Annotated in this window: 16 protein-coding genes; 13 read left to right on the top strand and 3 right to left on the bottom strand. The window is 70.3% G+C overall.

What is annotated here, in order from left to right; all coding sequences use genetic code 11:
• Positions 1 to 103: 103 nt before the first annotated feature.
• The 11 genes from AB1K54_RS16180 to AB1K54_RS16130 all read left to right on the top strand — a co-directional run bounded on the left by AB1K54_RS16180 (position 104) and on the right by AB1K54_RS16130 (position 10,578).
• Positions 104 to 925, top strand: coding sequence for a hypothetical protein (locus tag AB1K54_RS16180; RefSeq protein ID WP_371203793.1), 822 nt, complete (start codon positions 104 to 106; stop codon positions 923 to 925).
• Complete coding sequence (locus tag AB1K54_RS16175; RefSeq protein ID WP_371203792.1) at positions 925 to 1,254, top strand: transcriptional regulator; 330 nt, start codon at positions 925 to 927, stop codon at positions 1,252 to 1,254. Before AB1K54_RS16180 ends, AB1K54_RS16175 begins: the two co-directional genes overlap by 1 nt.
• A gap of 428 nt (positions 1,255 to 1,682) precedes the next feature.
• Positions 1,683 to 2,804, top strand: coding sequence for a hypothetical protein (locus AB1K54_RS16170; protein ID WP_371203791.1), 1,122 nt, complete (start codon positions 1,683 to 1,685; stop codon positions 2,802 to 2,804).
• A 120-nt stretch (positions 2,805 to 2,924) separates the two neighbouring features.
• Positions 2,925 to 3,554, top strand: coding sequence for a histidine phosphatase family protein (locus AB1K54_RS16165; RefSeq protein ID WP_371203790.1), 630 nt, complete (start codon positions 2,925 to 2,927; stop codon positions 3,552 to 3,554).
• Between the two features lie 70 nt (positions 3,555 to 3,624).
• The gene (locus AB1K54_RS16160) at positions 3,625 to 4,236 is read left to right on the top strand and encodes a TlpA family protein disulfide reductase (RefSeq protein WP_371203789.1); all 612 of its coding nucleotides are present in this window, start codon (positions 3,625 to 3,627) and stop codon (positions 4,234 to 4,236) included.
• The gene (locus AB1K54_RS16155; RefSeq protein WP_371203788.1) at positions 4,233 to 5,081 is read left to right on the top strand and encodes a cytochrome c biogenesis CcdA family protein; all 849 of its coding nucleotides are present in this window, start codon (positions 4,233 to 4,235) and stop codon (positions 5,079 to 5,081) included. The genes AB1K54_RS16160 and AB1K54_RS16155 overlap by 4 nt, the downstream gene beginning before the upstream one ends.
• On the top strand, positions 5,062 to 6,849 hold the full coding sequence (locus AB1K54_RS16150) for a cytochrome c biogenesis protein ResB (RefSeq protein WP_371203787.1): 1,788 nt from the start codon (positions 5,062 to 5,064) through the stop codon (positions 6,847 to 6,849). The genes AB1K54_RS16155 and AB1K54_RS16150 overlap by 20 nt, the downstream gene beginning before the upstream one ends.
• 10 nt (positions 6,850 to 6,859) lie before the next feature.
• On the top strand, positions 6,860 to 7,936 hold the full coding sequence (gene ccsB / locus AB1K54_RS16145) for a c-type cytochrome biogenesis protein CcsB (RefSeq protein ID WP_371203786.1): 1,077 nt from the start codon (positions 6,860 to 6,862) through the stop codon (positions 7,934 to 7,936).
• Positions 7,937 to 7,978: 42 nt separating this feature from the next.
• Positions 7,979 to 8,476, top strand: coding sequence for a DUF3817 domain-containing protein (locus AB1K54_RS16140; RefSeq protein ID WP_371203785.1), 498 nt, complete (start codon positions 7,979 to 7,981; stop codon positions 8,474 to 8,476).
• Entirely contained in the window at positions 8,473 to 10,080 is a 1,608-nt protein-coding gene (gene guaA, locus AB1K54_RS16135; RefSeq protein WP_371203784.1) for a glutamine-hydrolyzing GMP synthase, read from the top strand. The genes AB1K54_RS16140 and guaA overlap by 4 nt, the downstream gene beginning before the upstream one ends.
• Positions 10,081 to 10,131: 51 nt before the next feature.
• Entirely contained in the window at positions 10,132 to 10,578 is a 447-nt protein-coding gene (locus AB1K54_RS16130; protein WP_371203783.1) for a nitroreductase/quinone reductase family protein, read from the top strand.
• A gap of 125 nt (positions 10,579 to 10,703) precedes the next feature.
• Here the strand turns inward: AB1K54_RS16130 and ligD are convergent, their stop codons facing one another.
• The 3 genes from ligD to AB1K54_RS16115 form a co-directional block, all read right to left on the bottom strand.
• Positions 10,704 to 11,933, bottom strand: a complete 1,230-nt coding sequence (gene ligD / locus AB1K54_RS16125) for a non-homologous end-joining DNA ligase (RefSeq protein ID WP_371203782.1) — start codon at positions 11,931 to 11,933, stop codon at positions 10,704 to 10,706.
• Positions 11,934 to 11,966: 33 nt separating this feature from the next.
• Complete coding sequence (locus AB1K54_RS16120) at positions 11,967 to 14,054, bottom strand: alpha/beta fold hydrolase (RefSeq protein ID WP_371203781.1); 2,088 nt, start codon at positions 14,052 to 14,054, stop codon at positions 11,967 to 11,969.
• Between the two features lie 112 nt (positions 14,055 to 14,166).
• Positions 14,167 to 15,084 carry a Bax inhibitor-1/YccA family protein gene (locus AB1K54_RS16115; protein ID WP_371203780.1) on the bottom strand — a complete coding sequence of 306 codons (918 nt, stop codon included), beginning with the start codon at positions 15,082 to 15,084 and terminating at the stop codon, positions 14,167 to 14,169.
• 153 nt (positions 15,085 to 15,237) lie between these two features.
• Here AB1K54_RS16115 and AB1K54_RS16110 point away from each other — a divergent pair, with 153 nt between their 5' ends.
• Positions 15,238 to 16,260 carry a glycerophosphodiester phosphodiesterase family protein gene (locus AB1K54_RS16110; RefSeq protein WP_371203779.1) on the top strand — a complete coding sequence of 341 codons (1,023 nt, stop codon included), beginning with the start codon at positions 15,238 to 15,240 and terminating at the stop codon, positions 16,258 to 16,260.
• A 163-nt stretch (positions 16,261 to 16,423) separates the two neighbouring features.
• Complete coding sequence (locus AB1K54_RS16105; protein WP_371203778.1) at positions 16,424 to 17,620, top strand: glycosyltransferase; 1,197 nt, start codon at positions 16,424 to 16,426, stop codon at positions 17,618 to 17,620.
• Positions 17,621 to 17,772: the final 152 nt, after the last annotated feature.

The raw sequence follows: 17,772 nt of genomic DNA, 5'->3' as shown, positions 1-17,772 counted from the left end.
GGGAGACAAGTCTACGTGGCAGGATGCCTCGGCCCGCCGTCCGGCGCTCATCGGCGCACCGTCGACGATTGACGGGACTTGCGCCAGAGAACATACTTGCCATGTGGAAAGTGAATCTCTGACCGGCTCCGCCGCACTCGACACGGTGCGCTCGGTGCGCGAGCGCGCGGGAGGAATGCCACGGCCTTTCGCGTGGCTGCTGCTGTGGGGTGCTGTGCTGATCAGCGCGTACCTCGGGGTGTGGCTGTTCATCAGCGCGGTCGGCCCGTCGTCGACCTGGGTCACCATCAGCCTGCTGCTGCCGACCGTCCTGCTGTACTCGTTGCTCGTGCAGGGGGCCCGCGAGCGGTTCGGCAGCCGCCTGCGCTTCCGGCGCACGACCGTGGCGGTGGCCGTCGCTGCGATCGTGCTCGTCTTCTTCGGCCTCGGCGGCATCTCCCTGTTCGGCGGCGGTTACCCGTGGTGGATCGCACCGCTGTTCACCGGGATCGCGCTGGTGATCCTCGGTGCGAAGCCTGCACTCCTGCTGCTGCGCCATCGAACGTGCGAGGGGAGCGGCGACCCATGGCGGTCGAGTCCGCTCGGCCTGCCGGCGAAGGTTCTGACCTCGGCGTTCGGCTGCTTCTTCGGCCTCTCGGTCGGGCTCGGCGGCGCCCCCATCGCGCAATGGGCTCTGACGATGGCGGGCCTGCTCCTCTTCGTCGTGGCGGCGTCCGCGCCGCGCGCGCGTTGGGGTATCGCCCGCGCGGGGTACGAGTGGGGGCGACTCCATTGGATCGCCTTCGGCGTGACAGTGGCGGCCGTCTATGCGGTCGCGATCGTGGGGTCGGTCGCGCCGTCGCCGCCGGTCGCCGTCTCGATCGCGTGCGGCATCCTGATCGCGATCCCGCTCATCGTCGCCGCCCTCCTTCCCCGTCCTCACTGATGGCACATCCCCGGCACGAGCTCGATGAGGCGTTCCTCACCCCTGTACGCCTCTCGCTGATGGCGGCACTCGTCGGCGACGTCGAACTCGACTTCGCCACACTGCGCGATCTGATCGAGGCCGACGACTCCGCGCTCAGCAAGGCGATCACGCACCTCGAGCGCCTCGGCTACGTGACGGTGACCAAGGGGTTCGTCACCAACCGTCCGCGCACGTGGGTCGCATCCACGGCGAAGGGGCGTCGCGCCCTGGGCCGCCACGTGCGTGCACTGCGCGCCATCACTGAGTCCGGGCGCGCCGCGGGGTCCGCCGGCACTATGCCGTCATGACCGCGCCGGGGCAGACCGGCCGCCACCCCTGCGGTTCACGGGTGTGCGGCGAAGAGCTCATCGTGCGGGGAGCGTGGGCTGTTCGGAATCGTCGTACTCAGCGGCATCCGGAATATCCAGACAAGTGATTGCCGGACGCGGGTCGAAGGTTCCCGGTCGGCGAGCATAATGACTACGTGGTACGTGGCTGGGGTCACGGCCACACCTGTTTTCGAGGTTGCGTGCCATCCCGAGGGCACTCGGCCAATGGGGTGGCGCGGCGTCTTCGTGTCGGTGCGTCGTGCGACCGGCTTGGGCCGCCGACGTCGCTCTCACAGAGTGTCGGTGTCCGGGAGCAACGCGGACCCGATACGCATGTGCGGCGCGTAGGCCGAAGCGCGTCGCTCGCACTTGGTTGAGCGGCATCTGGGGCATTGGGGAGTAGTGGGATGACTGTCGTGCAGACACGATCGAGGGTTGCTGAACGCTCGCTCGTCGGGGGATTGGGCGCGTTGGCGTTGGCGTTGGTGTTGGCGGGCTGCTCAGGGGGCGGCGGCGACGCGCAGTCTGACGCCGACCCCATCGACGTTCTGCAAGGGACATGGACTTGCGTTCAGGAGGCTGACCCAGGATCAGGCGCCGCATCCGAGTGGATCTTCACCGTGACCGACAACGGAATCACGATCGAGAATCCCGGCTCCGACATGGTGGCGGAGGAGTCGTACGAACTGAGTGGCACCGTTCTGACCCTCACCGACGTTGACGTCGATGGGGGGCGGTTGCAGGCAGGCTACGAGGATCCTGCTACTGCGGACCTCCCCACCGCTGTTCCTGCGGACGGCGAGAGCTTCACCACTGCGATCTCGCTTCCCAGTGGTGACGAGTGGGGACTGTCGGTCACTCGCGCGGGCGAGACCTACGTCATCAGGGTCGCTGAGCCGCAGGATGAAGTCTGGACCTGCGCCGCGGGCGACCAAGCGCCGACGCCGACAACCGACGCCCACTCCGAACAGCCCGAAGAACCCACGCAAGCCCCGTCGACGGCAGCCGACCTGTCAACGCCTATCGGATGGTGCCAGGCCGCGTTGTCAGACTCGGGCGTTCTCGACCTGTTGAGCGGGGCCGATGTCCGCGGGTCGGCTTTCATCTCCAACGCGGGGGCCGAACAGCTCGGATGGAGCTGGGACTGCACTTACAACTCCGCGGGAGTGGGCGGCGCGGCATCGGCGAACTTCGCACCCGCTGCTTGGGGAGACCCCGCGGAAGCGATCGACGACGTTCTCTCGCCCGATAATCCACTGTTCGCCTCGGAATCCAAGACCTGGAACGGGTCTCAGCCGGGTGCGGTCACCTACGGCACTCCGACGATGGGCGCGCTCACGCTGACGGGGGTGGCGCAGGTCACCGCCTCCGACGGCAGTCTCGGCACTCTGTCGCTGTCGATCTACTTCGGGGACGGCACGTCAGAGACGGTAGTGCCGACGGCGATCGCCGCGATGGAGGCGTACTTCGGGTTCGCGCAGACGAATCCGCCCTTCCCGACGACGGACGGCCCGGCACACTCCGGGTAGCGGTCGAGGTCGAGGCGATTGCGCAGCCGGCCAGACGGTGGAGTTCGAGATCACCTTCGATGCCTGGTCTGGGCCGAACCGTCTCGTGCTGCGCCGCCACCCCGCCCCTAGACTGACCCCGTGCCAGCCGATCGACTTCACCTCGTGCGTCACGGGGAGGTCCACAACCCGGGCCGCGTGCTGTACGGGCGGCTTCCCGGCTTCTCTCTGAGTGCGGATGGGCGTCATATGGCGCGGTCCGCGGCCGACTACATCCACTCCCTGCAGCGCCCCATCGCGGCGCTCATCTGCTCGCCGCTGCAGCGCACGCAGGAGTCTGCCGAGCCGTTCACGCACCTGTTCGGCATCGAGCCCGTGATCGACGAGCGGGTCATCGAGCCCACCAACGTCTTCGAGGGCCGGCGCATGGTGCGGGCGCTTCTGAACCCCTGGAACTGGCGTCACCTGCGAAAGCCGGCGCTGCCGAGCTGGGGCGAGCCGTATCTCGACGTCGTCGCGCGCATGAACCAGGCGATGACACAGGCGTGGGATGCCGCGGACGGCGGCGACGTCGTCATCGTGTCGCATCAGCTGCCGATCTGGATCACCCACCTCGCCGTCGCCGGCGAGCCCCTGCGTCACGACCCGCGCTCCCGCCGCTGCGCGCTGTCGAGCGTCACGAGCTTCGAGAGGGCCGGCGGAAAATGGACCGAGGTCGCCTACGCCGAGCCCGCGTCGACGGCCGGCGCCGTCGACGTCGGCGCGGTCTGACACGCCGCGGCCCCGGTGCTCAGCCGGCTTCCAGCCGGCGCACAGAAGACGCCCACGTAAACTTGGGCGCGTGCCTGCTCTTCGCTGCCTCACCACGCGCGCCGCGGCATCGGTCATTGTCGCCCTCGGGCTGACTGCGGGACTTGCGGCATGCGCGAACGACCCGCTCGCCGACCAGTACCGTTCGGGCGACAACAAGGGGTACATCGCGGGCGACTCGCGGTGGCAGGAGATCCCGACCGGCCAGCGCGGTGAGCCCGTCCAGTTCGAGGGCACGCTCGAGACCGGGGATGACGTGTCGAGCGCGGACTACGTGGGCGACGTGCTCGTGGTGAACTTCTGGTACGCCGCGTGCGGGCCGTGCCGAGCTGAGGCCGAAGACCTCGAGACCGCATACGGCGAGCTCGAGGGCGACGGGGTGTCGTTCCTCGGCATCAACACGAGCGACTCGCCCGAGGCGGCATCCGCATTCGCCGACACGTGGGGCGTCACCTACCACTCTGTGATGGCCGCCGACGACGGCGCCGTCAAGCTCGCGTTCGCCGACAAGACGCCGATCCAGGCGACGCCGACCACCCTCGTGCTCGACCGCGAGGGCCGCGTCGCCGCCCGCATCATCGGCGAGCTGCAAGAGGCCTCGATCCTCACCTCGATCGTGCGCACCGTGCTGGAGGAGCAGTGAACCCCGGCGCGCTCGTCGCCGACGGCGTGCTGTGGATCGCCCTTCCGGTCGCGATGCTGGCGGGACTCGTCTCGTTCCTGTCTCCGTGCGTGCTGCCGCTCGTGCCGGGGTACCTCGGGTTCATCGGCGGGGCGGTGACCGGCGGCGCGGGCCGCACCGACCGCAGGGTGCCGCGGCGAGATCAGGACGAGGCCGCCGATCCGGGCCTGCTCTCGGCGCAGTCTCCTGTCCCGGCGACAGCGACGGCTTCGGCGACGGATGCCCCCACCCGCAGCCGCCTGCTGCTGGGCGTGCTGCTGTTCATCGCCGGCTTCACCGTCGTGTTCATCGCGGTCAACGTGCTCGGCGGGGTCGCCGGGCGCTTCTTCGTCGAGTACGCCGACCTCATCACGAGGGTCATGGGCGTCGTCGTCGTCCTCCTCGGCCTGGTCTTCGTGGGGGTGTTCGGCATCGCCCAGCGCACGGTCCGCCCCGAGCTGCAGGGCAGCCTGGGTCTGATCGGCGCGCCGCTGCTGGGCCTGGCGATGGGCATCGGCTGGACGCCCTGCATCGGCCCGACGCTCACCGCGATCTTCTCGGTGTCGTGGAACCTCGGCGACCCGTGGCGGGCGGCCCTCCTCGGCCTCGCGTACTCGCTGGGCCTCGGCATCCCCTTCGTCCTGCTCGCCCTCGGCTTCGGGTGGGCGACCCGCTCGGTCGCGTTCCTGCGCCGCCACATCAGAGTCGTGAACCTCATCGGCGGCGGACTGCTGATCCTGCTCGGCGTGCTGATGGTGACAGGCGTCTGGTCGACCCTCATGGCGCAGCTGCAGGGGGTGGTGCAGAGTGTCCCACTCCCGCTCTGACAAGTCGGCCGACCCGCTGCGTCCCGATGACTTCGCCGGCGAGAAGGCGCATGCCGCGGGCACCGGATCGTGTGCCGCCGAAGGCGGCGTTTCGAGAGCATCCGACTCTGCGAACGACGACATCACCCAGCCCGCGCTCGGCTTCGTCGGGTGGCTGCGGTGGGGCTGGCGCCAGCTCACCTCGATGCGCACCGCGCTCGTGCTGCTGCTGCTGCTGGCGATCGCCGCGATCCCGGGATCGATCGTGCCGCAGCGCAGCGCCGACCCGAACGGCGTCACGCAGTACTTCACCGACAACCCCGATCTCGCGCCGGTCCTCGACAACCTGAGCCTGTTCGACGTGTACACGTCGCCGTGGTTCTCGGCGATCTACATCCTGCTGTTCGTGTCGCTGATCGGATGCGTCATCCCGCGCACGAAGCACCACTTCAAGGCTTTGCGCGCACAGCCTCCGCGCACGCCGGCGCGGCTGGGGCGCCTCGACGACCACCGCGAGGCGATCGTCGAACTGGCCCCCGGCGCCGACGCCGCGGCGACCGCCGAGACGGCGATGGCGCTCGCCGGGGAGCAGCTGCGCAAGGCCGGCTACCGCGTCGAGCGCTACGACGCGCGCGGGACGCTGTCGGTCTCGGCCGAGCGCGGCTACGCGCGCGAGACAGGCAACCTCGTCTTCCACACGTCGCTCATCGGCGTGCTTCTCGCGGTGGGCATCGGCGGCGGCTTCACCTATACCGGGCAGAGCGTGATCATCGAGGGGCGCACGTTCGTCAACACGATGCTCGACTACTCCTCGTTCAACCCCGGGCGCTTCGTGAACGGGGACGGCCTCACCCCTTACGCGCTGACCCTCGACGAGTTCTCGGTGTCGTACGTCGCGCCGGGTGTGAAGGGGTCGGGTCAGGCCGGCGACTTCGTCGCGCACGTGACGACGCAGTTCCCGGGCGAGGAGCCCGCCGACGGCGAGGTGCGCGTCAACCACCCGCTGAACGTCGCAGGCGACAACGTGTACCTCATGGGCAACGGCTACGCCCCCACGATCACGGTGCGAAACGCCGACGGCGAGGTCGTGTACTCCGAGTCGGTGCCGTTCCTGCCGCAGGACGCCAACATGACCTCGCTCGGGGTCGTGAAGGTCACCGACGGGATGCCGCAGCAGCTCGGTCTGGTCGGCTTCTTCTATCCGACCGCACAGGAGCTGACCACCGGCGCGTTCACCTCGACCTACCCCGACCTCGTCTACCCGATGATCACGCTCGACGTGTACGCGGGCGACCTCGGCATCGACGACGGAACCCCGCGCTCAGTGTACACGCTCGACCCGACCGGCATGGAGCAGCTCACCGGCCGCGCGATCGGCGTCGACTCGATCGAGCTGCTGCCCGGCCAGACCGCCGACCTGCCGAACGGCCTCGGCACGATCACGTTCGAGAACGAGTCGCCCGCAGGCGCGCAGGACCTGTCCGAGTCGGTGAAGCGCTTCGTCTCGTTGTCGGTCCACCGCGACGTCGGGGCGCCCTGGGTGCTCGCGTTCGCCGTGCTCGCGGTGCTGGGGCTGCTGTCGGCGCTGTTCGTGCCGCGTCGCCGCATGTGGGTCAAGGCGACGCCCGACGGCCACACGCTGCGCCTCGAGTACGCCGGACTCGCCCGCGGCGAGGACCCGACGCTCGCCGCCGCCGTCGACCAGGTCGCGCAGAGGCACGGCGACGCACTCGAGACCGCGCTTCGCGCCCACGCGAAGTCGGCCGCATCCGAATCGACCCCGAAGTAGAATGGCCGCCATGCCCGCAACCGAAACGCTGTCGCTCGATGAGGTGTCGGTGCTGCTCGTGTGGACCGCCATCGCGATCTACGCTCTGGCGTTCATCGCGTACGCGATCGACCTGTCGCGGCGCTCGGCGGTGTCGATCGAACAGAAGGATGCCGCCCGCGAGCTCGTCGGCGCCGGCTATGTCTCTGCCGCGGTTGCCGGGCGCGAGACGATCGGGCAGGTGCGCGCCGCCGAAGCGGCCGCGCAGGCGCGGCTCGAAGCCGCCCCGGCGCAGCGGACGCGCTATCTGTGGGCGCGCATCGCGACCTCCCTCACGGTGCTCGCGTTCCTCTTCCACCTCGCAGGCGACCTCACGCGCGGCATCGCCTCCGGGCGGGTGCCGTGGTCGAACATGTACGAGTTCGCCCTCACCGGCACCTTGCTCATCGTCGCGGTGTATCTCGTGACCCTCTTCAAGTACGACCTGCGATTCCTGGGCGTGCTCATCACGGGGCTGGTCGTGCTGCTCCTCGGCGGCACGCTCGTGGGCGGTCTCTACGTCGAGATCGTGCCGCTGGCCGATCCGCTGAAGAGCGTATGGCTCGTCATCCACGTGTTCGTCGCGTCGCTCGCAACAGCCCTGTTCGCCCTCGCGTTCGGCCTGTCGGTGCTGCAGCTCATGCAGGCGCGGCGCGAGCGCAAGGTCGCGCTGGCCGAGTCAACGGATGCCGCGGCGGTCGAGGCATCCGTCAAGCCGGTCAAGACCGGCCCCGGCTTCCTGCGCACCCTGCCGAGCGCCGACGCGCTCGAGTCCCTCGCGTACCGCTTCGCGATCATCGGCTTCATCTTCTGGACCTTCACGCTCATCGCCGGGTCGATCTGGGCCAACGACGCGTGGGGCCGCTACTGGGGCTTCGACACGAAGGAAGTGTGGACCTTCGTGATCTGGGTGCTGTACGCCGGCTACATCCACGCGCGTGCGACACGCGGCTGGCGCGGCTCGCGCTCGGCATGGCTGTCGATCATCGGATTCACCGCGGTCATCTTCAACTTCACGATCGTGAACCTGTTCTTCAAGGGGCTGCACGTCTACAGCGGCCTGAGCTGACGGCGAGCCGAGGCCGCGGCATCCGTTGTCTAGACTGGAACCATGCCCGCAGCCCCCAAACTCGCCTCTTTTCCGGCGATCCGCGGAGCCCTGAAGTTCTACCAGGTCTGCTCGATCATCACCGGCACGATGCTGCTCCTTCTGGTCGCCGAGATGATCGTCAAGTACGGATTCGGCTACGAACTGTTCGCCGGAGGTTCGGGCGGGTTCCTGTGGTTCGCCCCCGTCGTCGAGGGCCCGAGCGGCAGCGAGTCGACCGGCGACGGTCTCAACCTGTCGCTGGGCATCCTGATCGCCCACGGCTGGTTCTACGTGGTGTACCTGTTCGCGTGCTTCCGGGTGTGGAGCCTCATGCGCTGGCCGTTCCCGCGGTTTCTGCTGCTGGCGTCGGGCGGCATCGTGCCGCTGCTGTCGTTCTTTCTCGAGGTGCGCGTCGCGCGCGACGTGAAGCGCTACCTCGCCGAGCGCGAGGCGCCCGCGGACACCCTGGCCGAGCACTCCAGCCTCACCACCACCCTCGACATCGAAGGCACGAAGTGACCGAGCAGACCGAGACTTCCCCCGAGCCGGCGGCAGCCACCCAGCAGCGACCCGTCCTGGTCGTCGACTTCGGCGCGCAGTACGCGCAGCTGATCGCGCGGCGTGTGCGCGAGGCCGGGGTCTACAGCGAGATCGTCCCGCACACCGCCACCGCCGCCGACATCGCGGCGAAGAACCCGGTCGGCATCATCCTCTCGGGCGGCCCCTCGTCGGTGTACGAAGAGGGAGCGCCGCGACTCGACGCGGGCGTGTTCGACCTCGATGTGCCGACCCTCGGCATCTGCTACGGCTTCCAGGTGATGGCCCAGACCCTCGGCGGCGAGGTCGCGAACACGGGCCTGCGCGAGTACGGGGCGACGGATGCCGCGGTCACGGGCGACGGCGGGGTGCTCCTTGCCGGCCAGCCCGTCGCGCAGAACGTGTGGATGAGCCACGGAGACCAGGTCGCGCGTGCTCCCGAGGGCTTCGACGTGCTCGCGTCCACTTCGGCGACGCCGGTGGCCGCATTCGGGAACGACGAGCGGCGCCTCTACGGCGTGCAGTGGCATCCCGAGGTCAAGCACTCGGACTACGGGCAGCGGGTCATCGAGAACTTCCTGCACCGGGCCGCGGGGCTTCCCGCCGACTGGAACAGCGGCAACGTCATCGCCGAGCAGGTCGATCGCATCCGCGCCCAGATCGGGAGCGGCCGGGTGATCTGCGGACTGTCGGGCGGCGTGGACTCCGCCGTTGCGGCAGCGCTCGTGCACAAGGCCGTGGGCGACCAGCTCGTGTGCATCTTCGTCGACCACGGACTGCTGCGAAAGAACGAGCGCGAGCAGGTCGAGCAGGACTACGTCGCCTCGACCGGCGTGCGGCTGGTCACCGTCGACGCGCGCGAGCAGTTCCTCACCGCGCTCGCCGGCGTCAGCGACCCCGAGCAGAAGCGCAAGATCATCGGCCGCGAGTTCATCCGCACATTCGAGGCGGCCGAGAAGCAGCTGGTCGCCGAGGCCGAGGCCGACGGCGAGCCGATCCGCTTTCTCGTGCAGGGCACGCTGTACCCCGACGTGGTCGAGTCCGGCGGCGGCACGGGCACCGCGAACATCAAGTCGCACCACAACGTCGGGGGGCTTCCCGAAGACCTGCAGTTCGAGCTCGTCGAGCCGCTGCGCACGCTCTTCAAGGACGAGGTCCGCGCGATCGGTCGCGAGCTGGGGCTTCCCGAGGTGATCGTTGGCCGCCAGCCGTTTCCGGGCCCCGGCCTCGGCATCCGGATCGTGGGCGAGGTCACCGCTGACCGCCTCGAGATTCTGCGCGACGCCGACGCCATCGCCCGCGAGGAGCTGACCCGGGCGGGACTGGACGGCGAGATCTGGCAGTGCCCGGTGGTGCTGCTGGCCGATGTGCGCTCGGTGGGCGTGCAGGGCGACGGCCGCACCTACGGCCACCCCATCGTGCTGCGCCCGGTCTCTTCGGAGGACGCCATGACCGCGGACTGGACGCGCCTGCCGTACGACGTGCTGTCGAAGATCTCCAACCGCATCACCAACGAGGTCCGCGACATCAATCGGGTCGTGCTCGATGTCACCTCGAAGCCCCCGGGGACCATCGAGTGGGAGTGACGCCGAGGCGCCGGCTGCGTGCCCGGGCCGCTGAGCGGGCATGATGGACGCGTGACCGAGCGGTACATCAGACCCACCCGCGCCGACGGCGTGTTCAACGGCTTCGTCGGGTTCCTGACACGCATCGGCCTGCCCCTCGCGGGCAGCCGCGTCCTCGCGGTGCGCGGGCGCACCAGCGGCCAGTGGCGCACGACCCCGGTGAACCCGCTGCGTGTGAACGGCGTGCGCTATCTCGTGGCGCCCCGCGGCAACACGCAGTGGGTGCGCAACCTGCGGGTCGCCGGCGGGGGAGAACTGCGCAAGGGCGGCAAGGCCGAGCGCTTCACGGCGGTCGAGATCGCCGACACCGACAAGCCCCCGGTGCTGCGGGAGTACCTGCGCGCGTGGGCGTGGGAGGTCGGCATGTTCTTCGAGAACGTCGACAAGAACTCGCCCGACGAGCGACTCGCCGAGATCGCGCCGGGCTTCCCCGTGTTCCGCATCGAGCCTGCGGGGTAGTGCGGGTCGCGGGTTCGGGTCGTCTTCTCGTCTTGCCTGCGGCTCGCTCAACGCCTCGCGGGTGAGCCGCCGGGCCAGGGCTTCCCCTCTCTGGGCTCAGGCGGCCGGAGGCTCCGCGCGGCGCGTCAGCGATGCGTGGCGGGGCCGTGGGGAGGGTCGTAGTCCGCGAGCAGCGCGCCCTGCGCGGGCCGGTCCGCCTTCGGCACATGCTGCAGGTTGATGCGCACGCGGTACCACAGCGAGCTCGACCCGCGCATGCCGTCCACGAGCACGTCGGCGGGATGCAGCATCCGGGCGATCTCGACGTTCTCGGCGCGCCAGCGCTCGAGCACGGCCTCGGCCTCGGGCTTCGTGCGGGTGCGCGCGATCTCGATGAGCGGCATCGTCGAGGCGCGCCGTCCTGAGCCGTCGCCCGATCCGCGCGGCGGCTTCTCGGCGGGGCCGAGCTCGGCGGCGAGGGCGAGCAGTCCGTCGAGCACGCCGACCGCGTCGTCGATGCCCGCGTGCGGGTCGCCGATGTCGGCGTAGCGCTCGCGGACGGTGCGCACGGTGAACTCGTCGGGGCGGCGCATCCGCACCTCGTCCCACGCGAGCGGGGTCGACACCCGCGCGTCCGGCAGTGGCCGGATCGAATACGCGGATGCCACGGTGCGGTCCTTCGCGTTCTGGTTGAAGTCCACGAACACGCTCTCGCCGCGCTCCTCCTTCCACCACTGCGCGCTCGCGAGCCCGGGGGCACGCCGCGAGACCTCGCGGGCGAGGGTCTCGGCGGCCAGGCGCACGTCGGCGAAGCTCCATCGCGGCTCGATGCGGACCAGAACGTGCAGTCCCCGCGACCCGCTCGTCTTCGGCCAGCCCGTGAGACCCACGTCATCGAGCACGTCCCGTGCGACGTGCGCGACGTCGACGATCTGGGCCCATTCGACCCCCGGCATGGGGTCGAGGTCGACCCGCAGCTCGTCGGGGTGGTCGAGGTCTTCCGCGCGCACCGCGTGCGGGTTGAGGTCGAGGCATCCGAGGTTCACGACCCAGGCCAGGCCCGCGGCATCGCGCACCACCGCCTCTTCGGCCGACGTGCCCCGCGCATAACGCAGGATCGCGGTGTCGATATAGGCCGGATGCCCCTCGGGGACGCGCTTCTGGAAGAAGGGTTCCTGCGTTATGCCCTTCACGAAGCGCTTGAGCACCAGGGGCCGCCCGCCCGCGCCGCGCAGCGCGCCGGCGGCGACGGCGATGTAGTACTCGATGAGGTCGAGCTTGGTCAGGCCGGGCTGGGGGAACACGACCTTGTCGGGGTGCGACACGCGCACCTCGTGCTCTGCGACCTGGACGAAGGTCTCGGCTCTTGCCGCCACCCTCGCCACGCTAGCGACGGGCGGATGCCTGCGCTACGGCGTCAGGAACCCGCGCACCAGCAGCCACACGCCCAGTCCCACCAGGGCCAGGGCCGACAGCGACAGGAACACGCGGTGGCCCACGCCGCCGTCGTCGTCGACCCACGCGCGCACGACGGTGACGACCAGCAGGACTGCGCCGGCGAACGCCATGTACGGCAGCACGACGAACGGCCACGTCCACGACGGCAGTCCGAACCCGGCGACGAGCTGGTCGACGCTCAGGACCACGATGGCCATCGCCGCGAGGTAGGCGACGTAGAGCCCCGATGAGAACGCTGCCGCGGGGACGGCGCCGGCAGGCGCGGTGCCTGCGCCGCGCATCACCCGGCGCAGGCCGTATACAGCGGTGTAGACGAGCGTCGCGACGGTGAGCGCGAGCGTCGAGAGCAGGATCGCGATCTGCAGCGGCTCGCCCTGCTGCAAGACGTCGCGGTTCAGGAGGAACACGGCCGACGTGGTGTCGATGCCGTCGCCGACCACGAACTCCGCCGGCCGCGCGCTGCCGACGCATGCGCTGTCGGGCTCGCCGCTGGGGTCGTCGAGGAACTCTTCTGCCATGGAGGCCGCGCACGGGTCGTACCAGTTCGCCCAGACCGAGCCGTGACCTTGCGTCGGGAAGACGAACGAGTAGTGGTTCTCGAGCGTCGCTGCGGCGGCATCGGCCCACGAAGCCGGAGTGATCGGATCGTACCCGCCCGACATGAGCAGCGTCGGGATCGAGCTGGACACCCGGGCGTTCTCGCCCTCGCCCGCCGCCGGCACCTGCCACAGCTCGCACTCGTCGCGCCGGTCGGTGACCGAGAGGTGTTCCAGCAGGGGGTCGGCCGCAAGCTCCTCGCTCAGCCGCGTCTCGTCGGTGAACGGCACCTCCTCGGCGCACTCGATCGACAGGTCGAGACCCTCGCTCAGCCAGCCGTACGAGTCCACGAACCGCTGGGCGAGGGGCAGGGCGACGCTGTCGTCGCCCTTCGCGAGGCGATCGATCACGAACGGCAGCACGCGCACGAGTCCCGCGTCGTAGAACGCGTCGAACAGTCCCGCGGTGATCGCGGTGTCGTCGAGGTCGAGGGTGACCGCGGTGCCGTCGGGCGTGTCGACCGTGATGGTGATCGGCTCGCGCGCGGTGCGCTCCAGGAGCGACCGCAGGCTCTCCTCCAGGTCGGGGTAGGCCGTGCGGCACCCCACGGCGTCGGCGCACGCGTCGAAGAGATGGCCCACCGCGCCGAGGAAGCCTGCGGGGACCACCTCGTAGCGGTTGACGTTCGGCGGGTAGACGCCGTCGAGGATCACCGACCGCAGCCCGTCCGGATGATCCCGCATCGCGGTCAGCGCGAGGCGGGCGCCGTACGACGTGCCGTACAGGTTCCAGGCGCCGTAGCCGATGGCCGCGCGCAGGTCCGCCAGATCGGCCGCGCTGGCCGCGCTCGTGTACGCCGCCAGGTTCACCCCGTCGGCGATCAGGCGCTGGTGGCACTCCTCGATCAGTGACAGGTAGCGCGCCCGGCCCGCGCTGCCCGTGGGCCACGCCCCGTCGACGGGGAACGCGTCGGCGCTGTTCTCGGGGCAGTCGAGGGTGGGATCGGAGGCCTGGTCGCCGCGCTGCTCGACGAGGATCACCTCGCGGTCGTCGGTGGCCCAGTCGGCGTGGTCGAGGAAGTACCACAGCGCCGAGACCGAGCCGCCGCCCGGCCCGCCCGAAGTCGGGAAGACGAGCGGATCGGCGGCGGGCCTGGCCGCGCGCGCGGCGATCCGGATCACCGGGAGCTCGATCACCCGCTCGGGGTCCGCATCGGGCGCGCGGCTCTCGGGCACCGTCAGCGTTCCGCACGACACCCGGTCGCGTTCGGCCGCGGGGATCTCGACCGCGCACTCGACCTGCACGTACGGGTCGACCGCGTCCAGCGGCAGCGGGGAGGCCGCCGCATCGCGTGACGCGGCATCCCATGCCCGGACGGACGGCGCCGAGGCGGCCGCCGGGCCGGCCACGGTGAGGGTGACGAGTGTTCCGACCGCGAGCGCGATGAGCGGATGCCGCCACCCCCTCGCGCCGTCGTGCGGGGTCGGGGGGCGCGTGCGCATGTGGTCACTATAGAGACCAACGCCCGCATTGTTGCGGATTGCCTCCGCCCGGTGCCGGTGAACGAGAACGGCCGCCCGGTTTCCCGGACGGCCGCGCTCAATTGCGTGCAGGTCAGCTGTTGCCGCGCGCGATCGCGAGGATGCGCAGGATCTCGAGGTACAGCCAGACGACGGTCACCATGATGCCGAAGCCGCCGAGCCAGCCGTACTGGCGCGGAGCGCCGTTGCGCACGCCCTGCTGGATGTTGTCGAAGTCGAGCACGAGCGAGTAGGCGGCCATGATGACCACGAGCACGCCGATGATCAGACCCCACTGGATGCCGAACGGGCCCTCTTGGCTGCGCAACCCGAACGGGCCGCCCGCGATCGGCGCGTTGAAGAGCATGAGCCCGACGTTGATGAGCGAGAACACGAAGTAGCCGATCATCGCGATCATGAAGACCTTCGTGGCCCTCTTCGAGGCGCGCACCTTGCCGCTGGCGAACAGGGCAAGGGTCACGCCGACAACCGCGAGGGTCGCAAGCGTCGCCTGCAGCACGATGCCCGGCCAGGTGAGCTCGAAGAACGCCGAGATGCCACCGACGAACACGCCCTGGAACGCGGCATAGGTGAAGATCAGCGCGGGGCGCACCTTCTTGCGGGACGTGAAGATGATGACCATCGCCAGGACGAAGCCGCCCAGTGCGCCGATGAGCCAGGGGAGGACGTTGACGCGGCCGGTCGAGGTGGCCGACGCCATCGTCCACACCCATCCGCCGACAGCGGCCACGACCAGCACCGCAAACAGGCCCACGGTCTTCCACACCGTGTCTTCGACGGTCATGCGGCCGGTCTCGAGCGAGCCGGCGGGCGGGGCGGCGAAGGCGCCCTCGAGCTGCGCGTTGGTCGCGGCGGCCGTGGCCTGCGCCTGTGCCGTGGAGGCCTGTGTGGGGCCTCCGATGGTGGCGGCCTGCGGGCCGCCGGGGTACGACTTCACGGCTCGCGCATCCTGGAACGCCGGGTTGTTGAATGCGGGATTGTTGAGGGCCACTGCTCTCACACTCCAAATCAGGGGTCGACAGCGAAGCGCTGTGGCTCCACGATAACCGACGCATGGGGACATCGGTCAAGCGAACGGCTGTGAGACGTCTTTGAACGGATGCCCGGGCCCGCGGCATCCGGAACCGGCTTGTAGCCTGGGGCGATGCCTCGCCCGAGCCCCCTCGTGATCGGCCATCGCGGAGCGCCCGGCTATCGCCCGGAGCATTCGCGGTCGTCGTACGACCTCGCGCTCGCGATGGGGGTGGACGCGGTCGAACCCGACATCGTGGTGTCGAAGGACGGCGTGCTGGTCGTGCGGCACGAGAACGAGATCTCGGGCACGACGGATGTGGCACTTCGCCCCGAGTTCGCCGCGCGACGCACCACCAAGATCGTCGACGGCGCCCAGCTCACCGGCTGGTTCACCGAGGACTTCACATGGCAGGAGCTCTCGACGCTGCGCTGCCGCGAACGGCTGCCGAAGCTGCGTGCGACCAGCGCCTCGTTCGACGATCGCCAGCCCGTGCTGCGGCTGCGGGACGTGCTCGACCTCGTGCGCGAGGCGTCGCTCGAGCGGGGGCGCGAACTGGGCGTCGTGCTCGAGATCAAGCACGCCACGTACTTCGAGTCGCTCGGCTGGGACCTCGCCGCGCTCATCGAGCAGGAGCTACGTGAGGCCGGCTGGGCCGACGGGGCGCTGCCGCTGTGGGTCGAGGCGTTCGAGCGCACGATTCTCGAGAAGGTGCGCTCGCGCGGCGTCCGCGGCACGTACATCTACCTCGTCGAGGCGAGCGGCTCGGCGTTCGACCTCGTCGACCGCCTCGGGTCGGATGCCCCGACCTACGCCGACGAGGTCACGCCCGCGGGCCTGGACGCTCTGGTCGGGGTCGTCGACGGCATCAGCGTCGACAAGCGGATGATCCTCGCGCCCGACCGCCGCGGGCGCACCGCCGGTCCGTCGTCGGTCGTCGCCGACGCGCATGAGCGCGGGCTGCTGGTGTTCACGTGGACCGTGCGCCCCGAGAACGCCTTCCTCATCCCGCAGTTCCGCGGCACCGGCGGCAAGGCCGCCGCAGGCCACTACGAGGGCGAGTGGGCGGTGATCCGGGACGGCGCGATCGACGGCGTCTTCGTCGACCACCCCGATCTCGGGGTCGCGTTCTTCGGGGGCGGCACCCGCGCGTAGGCATTCTTTTTACCTACCCGTAACTCGCAGCCCATGGACAGCGGGGGCGTGCGGCCCCCACGATGTGAGCGACGGCGTCGGCGCCGGTGCGCACCGCGCAGGGTCCTCGTGGGCCGGCGGTGCGTTGGCATCCCCCCATCGTCCGCACACCCCCGGAGACGCTATGACGAACCGTCCCCTTCGCGTCCTCTCCCTCTACGAGGGCTTCTTCGCCGGCGGCGCGCGCGTGCTGCACACCGAGGTGGTCGCGGGGCTGCACGGCGGCCCCGACCAGCACCACACGGTGCTCTCGCTCGCCTCCAGCGCCCGGCGCGAATCGACCGTCCAGCGCATGCGCGACGACTCCCGCTATGCGCGCCTGCAGCGGGCGGGCGTCGAGGTCGTGAGCCTCGGCGCGACGGCCGGGGGCGCGCCGATCGCTCCGGAGGCCTTCGGACGGCGCCAGCTGCGCCGCGCGGCGGCCGCGCTCTCGCACGCGGATGTCGTGCTCTCGCTCAAGGAGCAGCCGCTGAGCCTGCTGCTCGCGCTGCGGGAGCGGGGCCTCATGCCCGACGTGCCGGTCGCCGTGTGCCTGCACCGGTCCGACCCCACTCATTCCGGGCCCGCGCTGGGGTGGCTGTCGGAGTCGGTCCAGTCCGGGCTCGTGGCGGCGAGCATCTCGTGCGCCGAGTCCACCGAGTCGGCGTACGGCAGGTTCCTGCACGGCGCCGACCGTCACGTCGTCGCCAACGGCGTGGACCTCGAGCGCTTCCGGCCGGCGCCGTCACCCGAGCAGGCTCTGACGCGCGCCCGCCTGGGAATCCCCGAGCGTGCGCCGGTCGTGGTGTTCGCGGCGCGCTTCGACGCGATGAAGGACCCCGGGCTCTTCCTGCGCGCGGTGGCCGAGCACGCGCGCCGCCGGCCCGGCACGCACTACGTGCTGTGCGGGGCGGGGATGACGCCCGAGAACGCGGGGCTTGCCGCGATGATCGCCGACGCCGGCATCGACCCCGCCGTGCACCTGCATCCGCTCGGCATCCGCGAGGACATGCCCGCGATCTACGCGATCGCGGACATCGTCTCGCTGACGAGCGCGTTCGGCGAGGCATCCCCCCTCTGCCTCATCGAGGGCGCCGCGTGCGGCGCGACCCCCGTGACGACCGATGTCGGCGACGCGGCTGCGCAGATCGCGGGCTTCGGGGTGGTGACCTCGCGCGAGCCCGAGCGGATCGCCGGGGCGTGGGAGGGCGTGCTCGAGGTGAGGTCGCACCATCGGGGACTCGCCGAGGCCGCCAGGCCGCGGCTGTCGCACCACCGCATGATCGACGAGTACCGCACCGCGGTGGAGTCGGTGGCCCGTCGCGCCCGCCTCGCCGCGTAGGCGCCGACGCGAAGGGCCGCCCCCGGATCGGCGGGTTCTAGCGATCCCCGCAACACCCTGAGTTTCAGGGGGTTGCGGGGATCGTGGTTTCTGAGGAGTTGAAGGTTCGGTTCTTCGAGGCGCTGGATCGTGAGGAGGGCGGTGTCACAGCG

Origin of the sequence: Microbacterium sp. BWT-B31 (assembly GCF_041379855.1) — a bacterium.
In the GTDB taxonomy this organism is placed as follows: domain Bacteria; phylum Actinomycetota; class Actinomycetes; order Actinomycetales; family Microbacteriaceae; genus Microbacterium.
This window is presented reverse-complemented; position numbering and strand designations above follow the sequence as displayed.

Bases quoted from the DNA above. Each gene is read 5' to 3' on its own strand.
- AB1K54_RS16175 (WP_371203792.1), top strand. From the start codon at position 925: ATGGCACATCCCCGGCACGAGCTCGATGAGGCGTTCCTCACCCCTGTA.
- AB1K54_RS16170 (WP_371203791.1), top strand. From the start codon at position 1,683: ATGACTGTCGTGCAGACACGATCGAGGGTTGCTGAACGCTCGCTCGTC.
- ccsB (WP_371203786.1), top strand. From the start codon at position 6,860: ATGCCCGCAACCGAAACGCTGTCGCTCGATGAGGTGTCGGTGCTGCTC.
- AB1K54_RS16140 (WP_371203785.1), top strand. From the start codon at position 7,979: ATGCCCGCAGCCCCCAAACTCGCCTCTTTTCCGGCGATCCGCGGAGCC.
- AB1K54_RS16120 (WP_371203781.1), bottom strand. From the start codon at position 14,054: ATGCGCACGCGCCCCCCGACCCCGCACGACGGCGCGAGGGGGTGGCGG.
- AB1K54_RS16110 (WP_371203779.1), top strand. From the start codon at position 15,238: ATGCCTCGCCCGAGCCCCCTCGTGATCGGCCATCGCGGAGCGCCCGGC.
- AB1K54_RS16105 (WP_371203778.1), top strand. From the start codon at position 16,424: ATGACGAACCGTCCCCTTCGCGTCCTCTCCCTCTACGAGGGCTTCTTC.